Below are 15,294 nucleotides of genomic sequence, written 5' to 3'. Positions count from 1 at the left end.
TACTCGAATATTACAGCGGTTCATGATTGAACATAACCCTACCAAATGTCATGATAAAGTTAGTTAATCATGCAGGGAGCATTCAGATGAACATTGCGGTACAAAACAGCCAATTAGTTCTAACGCATGAAAATATTCTTGAAATATTAAAAACAAATAGTTGGTTTAGTAACTTACCTGATTATTTGATTTCCATCTTAATGACATGCGCCACATTGCGTTTTTATCCAGATGGTGAAATGGTTCACTACCAAGGTGACCCTGCCCGTGGTCTATATGCGGTGCTCCAAGGTTCAGTAAAAGTAAGTTCAATTTCCTCAGATGGCCGTGAATGTGTATTTCGCTATCTTTCACCAGGCAATTGGTTTGGCGAAATTGCCATGCTAGATAAATCAGCGCGCACCCATGATGCCAAAGCGATTAGCCCAACCATTTTACTGACGATATCACCGAAAGACTTAACCATGATCTTGGAAAAACACCCCGTTTTTTACCAATTTCTGAATATTTTGCTCTGTAAAGTGATCCGTAATGCCTTTACCATTATCAATGACAGTGCCTTATTGTCCGTTTCAGCCCGACTCGCCAAACGCTTGTTGAGCTTAGCAGAAGGCTATGGGGAGCCCCATGAAAAGGGAATTCAATTGAGCCTATACCTGACACAAGATGACTTGGCGACCATCATTAATACCACACGGCAAACTATCAATAAGCGTTTAGTCGCATGGGAAAAACTAGGCTGGATTGATGCAAAATACGGGAAAATTATTTTAGTTAACCTCCCCGCGCTGAAGCAGATATCTGAAGATGATGAGGAATAACTAGCTGTTATCATCCATCGTTGGGCTATCGGCAAAGAAGTAGCGATCCATGGTGAACTCGAAGTCATCACTAGTCGCGTTGAATAACATTTTTTTGGTATTTTCCAAATGTTGCCACATGGCTTGCCGCGCCCCTTTTGGGTCTCGACGCGCTAGTGCCTGCAAAATTTGGTCGTGCTCATCACACCAGCTCTCAATCGAACGGTTATCAATGTGCTCATGAAGTTTGAGCCAGTATGGGTTACGTAAGCGTTGGCTCCACATTTGCTCAACGATCACCACCATCGCACTGTTATGGGTCGACGCGGCAATTTGCATGTGAAAGGCAAGATCCCATGTTGAGTCACGAAAACGATCCTCTTTGCGAGCATGCTTTTGAATATCAACTAGTTTTAAAATATCTTCTTTAGTGGCTTGGGTCGCGGCAAACTCGGCGATATGGCTTTCAATCAGTTGCCTTGCTTGTAAGAGTTCAAATGGCCCACAACGACTAAATTCTAATCCGGTTTCTGTATTGACTGAGTTATTAGACCGATTATTGATGACATGTATGCCAGATCCTTTGCGCACATCCACATAGCCTTCCACTTCTAACATAATGATGGCTTCGCGGATCACCGTACGGCTCACCTTCATTTCGTCAGCAAGTAACCGTTCCGCAGGTAATTTAGTGCCAACTGGGTATTCGTCATTTTCGATACGTTCTTTGACCAGAGCCGCAACTTGTTGGTATAGGCGCGGTTCACTCTCTTGTGAGCTCATTATTTTCTCCTTTCACATAACCACCCGACTCACTGGCCACTAATGCCTCACAGTATAACGAAATTTTTCGACGATGGGTGAAATAGAACTTCACTAATAAATAAATTGCAATAAATTGGTATAACACCTTTTAAAGTTATAAACCAGATCGTATAATGAATGAAATTTAGACAACAAAAGATCATTCATACTTTTTGTGGCTGATCACGCTTAATCCGATTTCCAGTTCAGGGAACGCAATATGATAAAAGATATAATTAAAATACATCCCAATGACAATGTCGCCATTACTTTAGTTAACCGGCAAGCAGGGGAAACCATTACTGTTGCAGAGCAATCAGTGACATTAAAACAAGATGTTGACAGAGGGCATAAAATCGCCCTGAACCCGATTGAAACCGGCAAAAATATTGTTAAATATGGCGCTCCCATCGGCCATGCAACGACTACCATAACAGCTGGAGAACATGTTCATACTCATAATACCGCTACCAATTTAAGTGCTTTAAATGAATATGAGTACCACCCTGAGCACAACACAATTACCGCTACACGGCCGGATCCAGACGTGCAAATCTATCGCCGAACAAACGGTGATGTGGCTATCCGTAATGAAATTTGGGTGATCCCAACGGTTGGCTGTGTTAATGCGCTGGCGAGAAAAATGATTGAACGCTTTAATAAACAACATAATGGCGCTTCTGATATTGATGGTGTTTATCTTTATAACCATACTTTAGGCTGTTCCCAGCTCGGTGATGACCATTTAACAACCCGTACTATTTTACAAGATATGGTTAAGCACCCTAACGCAGGTGGCGTACTCGTCATCGGTTTAGGCTGTGAAAACAATCAAGTCGCCGCTTTTAAAGAAACACTAGGTGACTATGATGATGAACGCGTCAAATTTATGGTTTGCCAACAATTAGATGATGAAATTGAAGCCGGTGTCGAGCACCTTAATGCACTTTATCAATTCGTACAGCAGGACAAACGCGAGGCGGGTAAGCTAAGCGAAGTAAAATTTGGTCTTGAATGTGGTGGCTCTGATGGCCTTTCAGGGATCACAGCTAACCCATTGTTAGGCTGTTTTTCTGATTTTTTAGTCAGCCATAACGGAACGACGGTGTTAACCGAAGTGCCTGAAATGTTTGGTGCTGAACAAATTCTAATGAACCACTGCCATGATGAGCTGACGTTTGAGAAAACGGTCAATATGATCAATGACTTCAAACAGTATTTTATTGCTCATGACCAGCCAATTTATGAAAACCCATCTCCAGGCAATAAAGCAGGAGGAATTTCGACACTTGAAGAAAAATCCCTCGGCTGCACACAAAAGGCGGGTACTAGCCAAGTAATGGATGTTTTAAAATATGGAGAGCGCCTGACAACCCCAGGGTTCAATTTGTTAAGCGCACCGGGTAATGATGCCATTGCCACCAGTGCCTTAGGCGCAGCTGGCTGCCACATGGTATTATTTACGACAGGTCGAGGTACGCCCTATGGGGGATTTGTTCCCACCATGAAAATTGCGACCAATAATGAGTTAGCTGCCAAAAAACCCCATTGGATTGATTTTAATGCAGGCGCCTTATTAACAGGAAAATCCATGGATCAATTATTAGATGACTTCATTCAGCTTGTTGTCAAAACCGTTAATGGTGAACACACTAAAAATGAAATCAATGATTTCCGTGAATTAGCGATTTTTAAAATGGGCGTCACACTTTAAAAACAAACTGTCCCCTATTGCTTAGGTAACTATTAAGCAATAGGGATATAGCTAACTATTTATAGTTGTTAATCTTTTCTTACTAACCTTACTTTCTCGCCTGAGCCATAACCCCATTTATCGTGACACACCCCCAATAAAGAAAAGTCACCATTTCCCTATTTTTAAGATATGGTAGGATCCGTTTCGTGATGGCGAATTTTAATTTATTAGCAGGGTAAATAATGATAGACCTAAAACTTAGAGAGGCCAGAGACAGCCTTTCCACCAAAGAAAAACAAGTTGCTGAGTACATTATTGCTAATAAGAAAAATATGCAAAGTATTAGCATTCAATCCCTCGCCCAAGAAAATAAGGTCAGTACCACCACTATTTTGCGCCTATGTCATAAATTGGGCTACCAAGGTTTTAGCGACCTAAAAATTGATTTAATTTCATCGATTAATCACAAGTCTTACGGCACCCTGCTGCAAGAAGATATTGATCTTAATGACTCAATGGAAACCGTTAATCACAAAGTAGGACTGATTGAGAAATCATCAATAGAAGAAACGTGTGCTTTGGTTAATTTAAATGCCTTTACGCAAGCAAATGAATTAATTAGTAAGAGTAAAAAAATTGTCATTTATGGTGCAGGAAGTAGCGGGTTAGTTGCAAAAGAATTTGAATATCAACTAATTAAAATAAAAAAAGATGTCAATTGCCACCTTGATTACAGCATCCAATTCAGTATTGTGAATACGTTAGATCAAAACGATCTTGTCATTGTCATTTCTCATTCCGGTGAAAACCACGAGTGCATCAAGCTACTTACCCTTGCGCGTGAATTACATGTTCCAACCATTGCTATCACTAAAATGGGACAAAGTTCGGTGTCATCGCTAGCAGAAACTATCTTGCACACTATTTCCACTGAACATGTTTCAAGGCTCATTCCTATTCGTTCAAAAATTTCACAACTGACTGTAATTAATATGCTGATTACTAATCTATTTATTAAACAGTATGATGAAAGAATTCAAAAACAAATTAGCACTCGTGCAGAGCGCTTTTCTCGCTTAAATAGCAATAACTAGTCCTTTTTTCTTCTTAGTATCTTCTACGTGGCTCTAAGTAGCCACTTCGATCTTGCTCACAAAAATGATCCTTTCTAATAGGCGCCCCTTTTCATTCCTCTTTTTTGTGATATTGTTACTTTAAAATAAATATATAAAAGTAATTTTATTACTAAAATAAGAAAGATAAGGGGAAAAAATGAGCTCTCAGATACCTATCATTCTGGCCAGCCATGGGCCTTTTGCACAAGGGTTATTGGAATGTGCAGAAATGCTAATTGGCGATCAAGAAGATATCAGCGTGATTTCGATTCAAAGAGAAAGCAATATTAATGAGGTAAAAAAGCATTTATTTGAAACATATCAAAATGTTAATAAAGGTGATGGCGTTTTAATTTTAGTGGATTTATTAGGTGGATCTCCTTGCAACCTAGCCAGCGAGCTCGTTATTACCCAAAATGATGTTGTGCTGTACTGCGGGATCAATGTGCCTACTTTTCTCGAAATACTCAGTAACCGAGACCTCCCTTTACATGAACTTCATCAAATCATTAATGATGTATTCCCTGGCAGTTGCATCAATGTCGGTGAACAACTTAAACCATTAACACAAAACGATAGCGAACTTTAGGAGAACCCCATGCCAATTAATGTTGCTCGGATTGATGACAGACTTATTCACGGCCAAGTTATTACCACTTGGGTTAAAAACTTTGATATTGAGCAGGTGATTATCGTTAATGACAAAGTTGCCAATGACACCGTTCAACAATCAGTTCTGACTATGGCGGCTCCACCAGATCTCAAAGTCGTCGTTTTTGGTGTCGATAAATTCATTGAGGTCTTAAAAAAAGCAGAAATTAAACGTCGCACCATGTTGCTGTTTACTAACAGCATTGATGTAAACAAACTCGTCGAAAGTGGCTTAAAACTGGAAAAATTGAATGTTGGTGGAATGCGTATGCAAGAAGGCCGTCGTAATTTATCCCGTGCAGTTGCCGTCACACCAGAAGAAGAACACGCCTTTAGGTCACTGATCAACAATAACGTTGCCGTTGAAATTCAAATGGTTCCTAAAGACCCCATTGTTGAATTGAAAACATTACTCAATTAATTCATTTAGTCATGCTTATTTTCACTTAATAAGTGAGGAGCCTATTATGTTGGTAGAGGCCATTTTAATTGCGATTTGGGCCGGTATTTGCTCATTGGATGATGTCGGTCCGCAAATGCTAAGACGCCCACTGCTCACCGGTACTGTGGCCGGTATTATCATGGGTGATATGGTTCAAGGACTCGCCATTAGCGCCACCTTAGAATTGATGTGGATGGGGATTGGTAACGTTGGGGCTTATTCCGCACCCGATATCATCGCCGGTTCTATCATTGGAGTTGCTCTCGGTATTGCTTCCAATGGTGGAATTGCAGCAGGTATCGCCCTTGCCGTACCTGTCTCTATTTTATGTCAGCAATTACTGATTATCTGGCGCTCTTTTGCCAGTTTCTTAAATGTTTGGGCAAGTAAATCCGTTCTTGATGGAAACTACAGCGGCCTAACCAAAGTCCATTATTTCTCGACACCACTGTGGTTTTTTATTCGCGCCATTCCCTGCTTTATTGCCGTTTATTTTGGTAGTGACTTAGTCAATAGCATATTAAATGCTGTGCCTGAAAGTATTTTAACAGGTATGGGGGTTGCATCTAAGCTGATCCCTGCGGTCGGTATCTGTATTCTGTTATTAATGCTGCTGAAAGGCAGAATGTGGTTTTTCTTTCTGCTCGGCTTCATGCTTACAACCTATTTAAAACTGCCAATTATCCCAATTACATTTATCGCTCTGGCATTTGCTGTGCTTTATGACATGGCATTCGCCAGCAGTTTGCGCCAAACACCAGATGAAAAAGCCACACCAGCCACCCATAAAAATGAAGAAGAGGAATATGACTTATGAGTGAAATAACCCCCTCTGAAAATAAGAAACTCACGAAAAAAGAACTCAATGGTATGTTTTGGCGAATTCAAACCATGTCATTCTCATACAACTACGAAAAACTGCAAACTATTGGTTTTGCACATTGTATGGTACCCGTTCTCGATAAGCTTTATGAAAAAGCTGACCAAGAAACGCGTATTAAAGCCATGCAACGCCATTTTGAATTCTTTAACACACAAATTAACGCAGGTGCATTAATTCTTGGTGTGACCGCAGCATTAGAAGAAAAAACAACAGAAGAAGAAAAAGAGGCTGTCGTTTCTGTAAAAGCCGGTTTGATGGGGCCATTTGCAGGTCTCGGTGATAGCTTATTAAAATTTACGTGGCTGCCTATTTGCGGCAGCATCGGAGCTGCATTTGCACTGCAAGGTAATATTATTGGCCCAATATTAATGTTTATTTTGTTTAATATCGTCAATATCGGTACCAAATATTTCTTTATTCATTATGGCTATAACAAAGGCGTTGATTTAATCGAACAATCGAAAAAATCAAATATTATTCAGCGAATTACTAATATGGCGAACGTTGTCGGGGTCATGGTCCTCGGCTCTTTAATTGCCACGACCGTCAAACTTTCCACACCGCTAACCATTGCCGTTGGTGAGCAATCTATCAAAGTACAAGAGATGTTTGACAAGGTAATACCTAACTTACTCACTCTTCTCTTTGCGCTTGGTATTTTCTTCCTTGTTCGTAAATTTCAAGGGAAACATACCGTTGCATTAATTGTCGCCATTATGGTTTTAGGTGTTGTTTGTTCTGTATTCGGAATTTTAGGATGATAAAGGGAAATATATGGAAATCGAAATCAATAGAGTGAGTGAATCAACACTCGAAATAAAATTTAGTGAAGTTCCATCCTCCCCTCTGGCATTATATTGGACGGACAAACCTGATACTCAGGTTTGTCCTGAGAATTTCATTACGGATAAAATAGAGAATACAATTACAGTTCAAGACCCATTAAAGGCGAAACAGCGTATCTATTTTATTTTACAAAATGCCAATGGATGTAAATTATTCGCTGAAAGAACATTGCCTATTGAGGGGTTAAATAACTTCCGTGACTTTGGAGGTTATACCACAACAGACGGAAAACAGGTGAAATGGGGAATGCTATATCGTTCTAACCATCTGTTTAATCTTAGTGAACAAGCAGTAAATTACATCTCCCATTTAGGGATAAACAGCATCATCGATTACCGTACTCAAAATGAAATTAATAAATCGCCTAATTGCCATGTTGGTGAAAAGAAAACGTATCATCTCGATGCTACGGCTCAAACCGCTGAATTAGCAGCACAATTTGCCGCATCACCGGATAATGAAGACAAAGCATTAATCGAAAGTGTTATCCAACATATTCCTAAAGAGATGATTAACGGCGATGGGTTACAAATATTGGAGCAATATCGCCAATTTGTAGTAAGTGATAAGTCAAAAGCTGCCTTCAAACAAATGATCGAAGTTTTACTCGATAGCCACAATGCCCCAAATATTCAGCATTGCCGAGGAGGAAAAGACCGAACGGGTTATGGTGCACTACTTGTACTTGCTATGCTAGGTGTTCCAAAAAAAGCCATCGTTGACGACTATATGCTTACTCATTTTAATCGCCTTGAACGTAACGAAATTAAAATGGCGGGATATCGCAAAATAACCCAAGACCAAAATGTACTGGATTATTTACTTTCTCTAATTGATACTCAAGAATCATTTATTTTAGAAGTCTTTAATACAATGGAAGAAATATCTGGCTCTGTTGAAAGGTATATTAAAGATGAACTTAAATTCACAGATAATGATATTAATCAGCTTAGAGAAATATACTTAGTTTAAAAACATTTAATTAATCAAAAAACAACCACAGGTTTAACTAAATAAACCTGAGTGATGGCTGTATTTAAAAAACAGTAAAATAGCCACATAGCATATTCATTGTGGCTATTTTATAAACGAAGAAATCCGTTATTGATCATAAAATCAATAATTGCTCTCGTTTGCCAATTCTATTTAATTAATTTTTTAACCGCTTTATTTTTGCCCGTAATACGCATTTTTACCGTGCTTACGTAAATAGTGTTTATCTAATAATACTTGTTGCATGGAACCTATTTGTGAACTTAATTGACGGGTAAATAAATTCATATAGGCAATTTCTTCTAACACTACGGCGTTATGCACTGCATTATCGGGGCTTGTTCCCCAAGCAAATGGCCCATGGCTATTCACTAATACGGCTGGAATATCTTTTGCTGACAGGCCTTTTTCCTTGAAGGTTTCAATAATCACATGACCCGTTTCTCTTTCATAATCGCCTTCAATTTCACTTGCTGTCATTTTACGGGTACAAGGAATTTCACCATAGAAATAATCGGCATGGGTTGTCCCTAAAGCACTCAATGGCAGGCCTGCTTGAGCCCAAATAGTCGCATGGCGAGAGTGAGTATGGACAATACCGCCAATTTCAGGGAATGCTTGGTACAGCGCCAAATGCGTGTCGGTATCCGAAGAAGGCCGATACTTCCCTTCTACCACTTTTCCGCTTTCCAACGAAACCACCACCATGTCTTCTGCTTTCATGGTTTCATAGTCAACGCCAGAAGGTTTTATCACCATTAACCCAGCTTCGCGGTCAATACCACTCACATTCCCCCAAGTAAAGGTCACTAGGTTATGTTTGGGTAAGGCAAGGTTTGCTTCAAAGACTTGTTGTTTCAATTTTTCTAACATAACAACTCCCTAGCTTTATAAAATATGCTTTAATATCAACAACAAAAATTTATTATCGTGATTTTTCCTGTGTGTTGATAACCTATATCTACCTATTAAGGTAAACAGATTTAGGCCATTTAAAAAGCACCTCACTTTACAAACTCGCAACAAAACAGACCAACTCGGACACACTCAGGCATAAACGGTCGCAAAAACACACAAACAGGATGTGGTTAATTGACCGAATTAGCCCAATATTTTTTGTTTAATACCATAAAAGTAAAAAGATACCGCAAATATAGTGATGCAAGTCTAGTTATCGTGTAACTGAGTGGAATTGAATTCATAAAATACCGATCGCAATCACTTTAATCAGCTTTGTTTTTTTCAAAAAGAGATAACTTGAATCCAATCACGACAAAAAAAAAGCAATACGGGCAGAATAAATATCGTGGAAAGAATAGGAGTTAAATATGTTACAAGCCGAACGCCATAAATTAATTTGTTCTCATGTTTCGCAGAATGGCTCGGCGCTAGTGCGTGATTTAGCTCAATTATGTCTCGTTTCTCAAGAAACTATCCGTCGTGATTTAACGGCTCTTGAACGTGAAAATAGGATCATCCGTAGTTTTGGGGGAGCAGTTGCCATCGACCAAGAAGAAATGCCGATGGTGAATGTGATGCCTTCTTCGGTCAAGCTCAGTCAAATGGTTGATGGTGCAGAGTCTTTTCGCAAAAGAACCGAAGAGCACCCTGATGCCAAGATGAAGATTTCGAAGGCTGCACTGAAATTAATTCAGCCTGGTGACTGTATTATGTTAGATAACAGCAGTACTTGCTGGTTTCTCGCACGGCAAATACCTGATATCGACATTACGGTAGTGACAAACTCGGTCAAGATAATCCAAGCGTTGGCCTGCCGTGACCGAGTACGCGTCATTGGTATTGGTGGGGAATATTCAGAACGTCATGATGATTTTCATGGCCCAATTGCAGAAAGTATTATTCGTAGCTTTCAGATAAAAACCTTATTTCTTTCATGCCAAGGATTTAATATCGAAAATGGTATTCGTGATGGCAGTGAAATAAACTCAAAATTAAAAAATATTATGTTACAGGTTTCTGAAAATAAAGTTTTGCTCGCGGATAATAGTAAATTAGGAAAATATGCATTTAGTCAGGTTTGTACATTTGATGATATCGACGTATTAATCACAAACAAACTAAATGATAATAATTTTCAAAAACAATTTTCTAACCTTAGAATTATCGAGTGCGATAAATAGTTTATAAAAATAAAAATCATGTAACTATGATGTAAGTAAAAAAACAAGTTCTATTTTATTTTCTGTATTAAATAAGTGCAGGGATGTTATTTATTCATAATTCCTTGGCACTTAATTATAGGCATACCTAAATATGAGAAATTCATTATTTCTAAATAATGGAATTTCTTGATTTAGTATCCATCTACACTAAGGAATACAACTATGAACATGAAGAAGCTAGTTTTACCTTGTTTAATGAGCGTTGCACTATTTTCAAATGTCGCGATGGCTGAATCACAAAAAGCACAAAAGCCCTTTACCATGGGTGTCGTCGTTAAAGTCGGTGGTATTCCTTGGTTTAATGTTATGGAACAAGGTATTACTGAAGAAGGCAAAAAACTCGGTGTAAATGCCTTCCAAGTTGGCCCAACAACGGCTGACCCAGCGGAACAAGTTCGTGCTATCGAAGATTTAATCGCGAAAAAAGTGGATGTCATTGGCGTTGTCCCTAACGACGCTAAAGTGCTTGAGCCTGTATTAAAACGCGCCCAAGACGCTGGAATTAAAGTTATTACCCACGAATCACCAAATCAAAAAAATGCAGATTGGGACTTTGAATTACTTGATACCCAAAGCATGGGTGCTAACCATATGAGAGATATGGCGGCCTGTATGGGTGAAGAAGGCAAATACGCCATGTTTGTGGGAAGCCTGACAGTACCATTAGTGAATGAATGGGCCGACGCGGCAATTGCTTACCAAAAAGCGAACTACCCGAAAATGCAAATGGTCGATGACCGCTTTGGTGTTGCCGAATCCGTTGATGACTCAATGCGTACAGCTAATGACTTGTTATCTAAGCATAAAGACTTAAAAGGCATCATGTCATTTGGTTCACAAGGCCCTATCGGTGCAGGACGAGCCATTGATAAACGCCGTAAAAATGACGAAACCTGTGTATTCGGAACGTTCACACCAGGTCAAGGCATCAAGTTACTGGAAAAAGGTGCAATTGATGGCGGCTATATTTCTAATCCAAAAGTCGCAGGACAAGTATTTGTACAAGTCGCAACAGCCATGATGAATGGTGAAGAAATTAAAGATGGCGTGTCTATTGGTGATATGGGTGAAATCAAAGTCAGTGGTAACACGATTTTAAGTGATAACCCTGTTAATTTGAATATTGAAAATACGAAAAAATTGGTTGAAGTCGGTCTGTAATTTCACATTATCAAAATAATGTTTAAAACAAAAATACAATATTTATCAAGATATTAAATTTTATGTTCTTTGAGTTCGAGTCGCCTGCACTAGCACAGCGGCTCGCGCTCATCACGAACAAGCCAACACCAATTTATTTGCAGTAGGAATTGTACTTATGACAAGCACCTCAAAAGCTGACAAATCCGATCCACTCATTACCTTGCGCGACCTTTCCAAAAGCTTCGGTGGTCACCGTGCATTACGCAATATCGATTTGACGCTCAACAAAGGTGAAGTGCACTGTTTAGCGGGCACCAATGGGTGTGGGAAAAGCACATTAATTAAAACTATCAGTGGTGTCTATGCCCCTGATGACGGTAGTAAAATTGAAATTGATGGGAAAAGTTATCACCGATTGACGCCCGATAAAGCGCGTGAATTAGGCGTACAAGTTATCTACCAAGATTTGTCATTATTTCCAAATTTAACCGTTGCTGAAAATATCGCCTTTGAACTAAACCTCAAAGGCTATTTTGGCTGGTTTCGCAAAAAACAACTGCGCGAAAAAGCCTTAGAAATCCTCAATGAACTGGCTTTCACCATTGACCCCGACACACCTGTGCAATTTTTACCCATTGCTCAACGTCAACAGGTTGCTATCTGCCGCGCCCTAGTCGCCGATGCACGTTTGGTGATTATGGATGAACCAACGGCTTCATTGACCCGTACAGAAGTCAACCAACTACTCTCAACGGTTAATTACCTAAAAGATAAGGGAATTACCGTTGTTTTTGTGAGTCATCGACTAGAAGAAGTCAAAGAGATCTCTGACCGCATCACCGTGATCCGCGATGGTCAAAAAATTGGCACATGGCCTGCTGAAGGCTTAACTACCCGCAAAATTACTGAGTTAATGACTGGCTTAGATATTGTCCATGAACGTAAGCCACCTAATAATGCGGAAGACCGACGCACGGTACTAGAGCTAAAAAACCTCAGCCGAGCTGGGCAATATCGTGATATCAACTTAAATCTAAAACGCGGCGAAGTATTAGGCTTATGTGGTTTACTTGGCTCAGGCCGCACTGAATTAGCGCTATCGTTGTTTGGCATTACCCACCCAGATAGTGGTGAATTACTCATCGAAGGCAAACCTGTTAAGTTAAAAAACAACACCGACGCCATTAAGCGCGGCATTGGTTATGTCTCCGAAGACCGCCTGACTTTAGGGGCAATTTTACAGCAATCCATCGCAGACAATATGGTGATTTCGATTCTCGATCGCCTCAAAACGCCTTTACATTTAATTGATGAAAAACAGTGCCAAGAAATTGTGCAAGAGTGGATAGCCGACTTAGATATTAAAGTCACTGACCCCAATAATGCCCTTTCAACACTTTCAGGCGGTAACCAACAAAAAGTGGTACTTGCTAAATGGATTTTAACACGTCCTAAAGTACTCATTTTAGACTCACCGACTGTTGGCGTCGATATTGGCGCAAAAGACAGTATTTACAAACTCATTCACCGTTTGTCAGGTGTCGGTATCTCTATTCTATTAATTACCGATGAAGCCTCCGAAGCGTATTACAATTGCGACCGAATTTTACATATGAAACAAGGCTCTATCGTCAAAGAAATTGAGACAGATTCCATCAATGAGCAACAATTGGAGGAAATCATCAATGGCTAACTGGCAAAAATTACGACCACAATCTGTCGAAGGCTGGCTGACTTGGGTCATTCTTATCATGGTGGTGTTCTTCACATTGATGAGCCCGCAATTTCTAACTATTCAAAATTTACTCGACCTCAGTGAAAGCTACGCCGTTACAGGTATTTTCGCCTTAGGTTTATTTGTGGTTCTCGTCACTGGGGGCATTGATATTTCGTTTGCCGCAGTGGCTTCCGTAGTGCAATACGTGATCGCCACTTGGCTATTGCAAGGTTTTATTGCAAGCCCTGCCGTCAGTATCACATTGGCGATTATCATCGGTATCGCTTTTGGCTTAATCAACGCTATCTTAATTTATTCGCTGAATGTTGTGTCAATTATCATCACCATCAGTATGCAATCACTGCTGTTCGGAATGCTGATGTGGCTAACCAACGGACACAGTATTTATGACTTACCTGATTGGTGGGTAGACCCTGTGACTATCCTGCCTTTTGAAGTGGATGGTGAATATTACCAAGTTGGCTTGCCGTTAATTGTGATGCTTGGCATTGCCTTCTTAACGTGGATTTTAATGAATAAAACGCACATCGGCCGTCAGCTATATGCCGTTGGTGGCAGCCAAGAATCTGCGTCTCGTATTGGTATCCGTGTTTCAGTGATTTACCTGTTTGCTTACGGCTACCTTGGCGCGATGGCAGCGATTGGCGGTATGTTGCAAACCTACCGAATGAGTGAAGTGGTACCGAGTGCCCTTGTGGGCGGAGAGCTAGATGTGCTTGCCGCGGCTGTACTGGGTGGCGCCAGTTTATCCGGTGGGCGAGGCTCAGTGATAGGCACACTCATGGGCGTTTTCCTGATTGGTATCTTGAAAAACGGCCTTAACCTGATTGGTGTTTCAAACTATTTCGTCAATATCGTCATCGGGCTGGTTATTCTCATTGCGATTTGTATTACCCACTACAAAAAACGTAAAGAGACGGACGTAGGTTTTGTTTAACAGGAATATCACCATGAAAAAAAATCTTTTTTTTAAAATTGATGGCTCTGTTATCGGACTGCTTTCAATCTTTGTTTTGGCTATCGCTGCGTTTAGTATCGCCATGCCAGGGCACTTTTTTACCCAAAATACCTTTTTAAGCATCACGTTTCAGTTACCTGAGTTGGGCTTACTCACCTTTGCCATGTTTGTTCCTATGTTAAGTGGCGGGTTAAACCTTGCCATTATTAGCACTGCTAACTTAACGGGACTCTTTATGGCTTGGGTGTTTATCAATTACCTCCCAGTGGATGCCAGCACTGGCACACAGCTAATGTGGTTGGTCTTCGCATTAATCGGCGCAACCGTGATTGCGGTCATTATCGGTAGCTTAACAGGGCTGATGATTTCCCATATCGGAGCCCACCCGATCTTAGTGACCCTCGGTACAATGACGATTATCAGCGGCATTGGTGTTTACCTCACCAAAGGAGCCGCACTGAGTGGCATGCCACCCATTGTTCGTGCCATTGGTTCCGATACTGTGCTTGGGGTGCCAATTGCGATGATTATCTTCATTGTTACCGCAATTCTCTTAGCGCTGTTTCTAGGCTGTACGCGCTTAGGTAAAAATATCTATATGAGTGGCAGTAATATCAATGCAACGTGGTTCAGCGGTATTCGTACCGACCGTGTCATGATTGCGATATACACCATTTCTAGCCTGTTATGTGTGTTAGCTGGGCTCATCATGATGGCTCGCTTTAACTCTGCACGTATGGGCTACGGGGATTCCTATTTACTGCTCACCATTCTTGCCATCGTATTAGGTGGAACTAACCCATTTGGGGGAGTTGGTAAGGTTAGCCGAGTGTTCTGTGCCTTATTGGTTTTACAGGTCATTGCGACAGGTTTAAGTCTGCTAGGTGTAAGCCTGCACTTTAACCTCGCAGTTTGGGGGATCACGCTCATCTTGGCATTAGCATTCAAGTTCTTCAAAGAAAAATGGAGTGCTAAACGTGCGATGAACCGTAACCAACGCCTTAATAAAGCATCGACACAAAGTTAATTTTTCAAGGGGAAA

Annotated in this window: 15 protein-coding genes; 13 read left to right on the top strand and 2 right to left on the bottom strand. The window is 40.4% G+C overall.

Annotation, left to right across the window (positions count from 1 at the left end; genetic code table 11):
- Window positions 1–86 precede the first annotated feature (86 nt).
- Window positions 87–821: a Crp/Fnr family transcriptional regulator gene (locus G6Q48_RS01570; protein WP_229597485.1), complete on the top strand. Its 735-nt coding sequence runs from the start codon at window positions 87–89 to the stop codon at window positions 819–821.
- Here G6Q48_RS01570 and exuR read toward each other — a convergent pair whose 3' ends face one another.
- On the bottom strand, window positions 822–1,583 hold the full coding sequence (gene exuR, locus G6Q48_RS01565) for a transcriptional regulator ExuR (protein WP_102138056.1): 762 nt from the start codon (window positions 1,581–1,583) through the stop codon (window positions 822–824).
- Window positions 1,584–1,824: 241 nt separating this feature from the next.
- On the opposite strand from exuR, the gene G6Q48_RS01560 reads away from it, so the two are divergent.
- The 7 genes from G6Q48_RS01560 (at window position 1,825) to G6Q48_RS01530 (ending at window position 8,209) form a co-directional block, all read left to right on the top strand.
- Window positions 1,825–3,318: a UxaA family hydrolase gene (locus G6Q48_RS01560; RefSeq protein ID WP_102138057.1), complete on the top strand. Its 1,494-nt coding sequence runs from the start codon at window positions 1,825–1,827 to the stop codon at window positions 3,316–3,318.
- A gap of 224 nt (window positions 3,319–3,542) precedes the next feature.
- Window positions 3,543–4,394, top strand: coding sequence for a MurR/RpiR family transcriptional regulator (locus G6Q48_RS01555; protein ID WP_102138058.1), 852 nt, complete (start codon window positions 3,543–3,545; stop codon window positions 4,392–4,394).
- A 178-nt stretch (window positions 4,395–4,572) separates the two neighbouring features.
- Window positions 4,573–5,004, top strand: a complete 432-nt coding sequence (locus G6Q48_RS01550; protein WP_102138059.1) for a PTS sugar transporter subunit IIA — start codon at window positions 4,573–4,575, stop codon at window positions 5,002–5,004.
- 9 nt (window positions 5,005–5,013) lie between these two features.
- Window positions 5,014–5,487, top strand: a complete 474-nt coding sequence (locus tag G6Q48_RS01545) for a PTS system mannose/fructose/N-acetylgalactosamine-transporter subunit IIB (RefSeq protein ID WP_102138060.1) — start codon at window positions 5,014–5,016, stop codon at window positions 5,485–5,487.
- Window positions 5,488–5,533: 46 nt separating this feature from the next.
- On the top strand, window positions 5,534–6,325 hold the full coding sequence (locus G6Q48_RS01540) for a PTS sugar transporter subunit IIC (protein WP_166264206.1): 792 nt from the start codon (window positions 5,534–5,536) through the stop codon (window positions 6,323–6,325).
- Window positions 6,322–7,152, top strand: a complete 831-nt coding sequence (locus G6Q48_RS01535) for a PTS system mannose/fructose/sorbose family transporter subunit IID (RefSeq protein WP_102138062.1) — start codon at window positions 6,322–6,324, stop codon at window positions 7,150–7,152. The genes G6Q48_RS01540 and G6Q48_RS01535 overlap by 4 nt, the downstream gene beginning before the upstream one ends.
- Before the next feature lie 13 nt (window positions 7,153–7,165).
- Complete coding sequence (locus G6Q48_RS01530) at window positions 7,166–8,209, top strand: tyrosine-protein phosphatase (RefSeq protein ID WP_102138063.1); 1,044 nt, start codon at window positions 7,166–7,168, stop codon at window positions 8,207–8,209.
- A gap of 195 nt (window positions 8,210–8,404) precedes the next feature.
- Here the strand turns inward: G6Q48_RS01530 and araD are convergent, their stop codons facing one another.
- Window positions 8,405–9,103, bottom strand: a complete 699-nt coding sequence (araD, locus tag G6Q48_RS01525) for an L-ribulose-5-phosphate 4-epimerase (protein ID WP_102138064.1) — start codon at window positions 9,101–9,103, stop codon at window positions 8,405–8,407.
- Window positions 9,104–9,558: 455 nt separating this feature from the next.
- Here araD and G6Q48_RS01520 point away from each other — a divergent pair, with 455 nt between their 5' ends.
- The 5 genes from G6Q48_RS01520 (at window position 9,559) to G6Q48_RS01500 (ending at window position 15,279) form a co-directional block, all read left to right on the top strand.
- Window positions 9,559–10,371: a DeoR/GlpR family DNA-binding transcription regulator gene (locus G6Q48_RS01520; protein ID WP_102138065.1), complete on the top strand. Its 813-nt coding sequence runs from the start codon at window positions 9,559–9,561 to the stop codon at window positions 10,369–10,371.
- Between the two features lie 210 nt (window positions 10,372–10,581).
- Window positions 10,582–11,574 carry a substrate-binding domain-containing protein gene (locus G6Q48_RS01515; RefSeq protein ID WP_036958239.1) on the top strand — a complete coding sequence of 331 codons (993 nt, stop codon included), beginning with the start codon at window positions 10,582–10,584 and terminating at the stop codon, window positions 11,572–11,574.
- 157 nt (window positions 11,575–11,731) lie between these two features.
- Complete coding sequence (locus tag G6Q48_RS01510; RefSeq protein WP_166264204.1) at window positions 11,732–13,249, top strand: sugar ABC transporter ATP-binding protein; 1,518 nt, start codon at window positions 11,732–11,734, stop codon at window positions 13,247–13,249.
- Entirely contained in the window at window positions 13,242–14,231 is a 990-nt protein-coding gene (locus G6Q48_RS01505; RefSeq protein ID WP_004259203.1) for an ABC transporter permease, read from the top strand. Before G6Q48_RS01510 ends, G6Q48_RS01505 begins: the two co-directional genes overlap by 8 nt.
- A 13-nt stretch (window positions 14,232–14,244) precedes the next feature.
- Entirely contained in the window at window positions 14,245–15,279 is a 1,035-nt protein-coding gene (locus G6Q48_RS01500; RefSeq protein ID WP_166264202.1) for an ABC transporter permease, read from the top strand.
- The last annotated feature ends 15 nt before the right edge of the window (window positions 15,280–15,294 follow it).

The organism is Providencia sp. M-27, assembly GCF_011077905.1.
In the GTDB taxonomy this organism is placed as follows: Bacteria; Pseudomonadota; Gammaproteobacteria; order Enterobacterales; family Enterobacteriaceae; genus Providencia; species Providencia huaxiensis.
Note: the sequence above shows the minus strand (reverse complement) of the source record. Positions and strands in the feature narration are given on the sequence as shown.

Excerpts from the sequence above, each read along its gene's own strand:
- G6Q48_RS01570 (WP_229597485.1), top strand. The coding sequence starts at position 87 with ATGAACATTGCGGTACAAAACAGCCAATTAGTTCTAACGCATGAAAAT.
- exuR (WP_102138056.1), bottom strand. The coding sequence starts at position 1,583 with ATGAGCTCACAAGAGAGTGAACCGCGCCTATACCAACAAGTTGCGGCT.
- G6Q48_RS01560 (WP_102138057.1), top strand. The coding sequence starts at position 1,825 with ATGATAAAAGATATAATTAAAATACATCCCAATGACAATGTCGCCATT.
- G6Q48_RS01555 (WP_102138058.1), top strand. The coding sequence starts at position 3,543 with ATGATAGACCTAAAACTTAGAGAGGCCAGAGACAGCCTTTCCACCAAA.
- G6Q48_RS01550 (WP_102138059.1), top strand. The coding sequence starts at position 4,573 with ATGAGCTCTCAGATACCTATCATTCTGGCCAGCCATGGGCCTTTTGCA.
- G6Q48_RS01545 (WP_102138060.1), top strand. The coding sequence starts at position 5,014 with ATGCCAATTAATGTTGCTCGGATTGATGACAGACTTATTCACGGCCAA.
- G6Q48_RS01540 (WP_166264206.1), top strand. The coding sequence starts at position 5,534 with ATGTTGGTAGAGGCCATTTTAATTGCGATTTGGGCCGGTATTTGCTCA.
- G6Q48_RS01535 (WP_102138062.1), top strand. The coding sequence starts at position 6,322 with ATGAGTGAAATAACCCCCTCTGAAAATAAGAAACTCACGAAAAAAGAA.
- G6Q48_RS01530 (WP_102138063.1), top strand. The coding sequence starts at position 7,166 with ATGGAAATCGAAATCAATAGAGTGAGTGAATCAACACTCGAAATAAAA.
- araD (WP_102138064.1), bottom strand. The coding sequence starts at position 9,103 with ATGTTAGAAAAATTGAAACAACAAGTCTTTGAAGCAAACCTTGCCTTA.
- G6Q48_RS01520 (WP_102138065.1), top strand. The coding sequence starts at position 9,559 with ATGTTACAAGCCGAACGCCATAAATTAATTTGTTCTCATGTTTCGCAG.
- G6Q48_RS01515 (WP_036958239.1), top strand. The coding sequence starts at position 10,582 with ATGAAGAAGCTAGTTTTACCTTGTTTAATGAGCGTTGCACTATTTTCA.
- G6Q48_RS01510 (WP_166264204.1), top strand. The coding sequence starts at position 11,732 with ATGACAAGCACCTCAAAAGCTGACAAATCCGATCCACTCATTACCTTG.
- G6Q48_RS01505 (WP_004259203.1), top strand. The coding sequence starts at position 13,242 with ATGGCTAACTGGCAAAAATTACGACCACAATCTGTCGAAGGCTGGCTG.
- G6Q48_RS01500 (WP_166264202.1), top strand. The coding sequence starts at position 14,245 with ATGAAAAAAAATCTTTTTTTTAAAATTGATGGCTCTGTTATCGGACTG.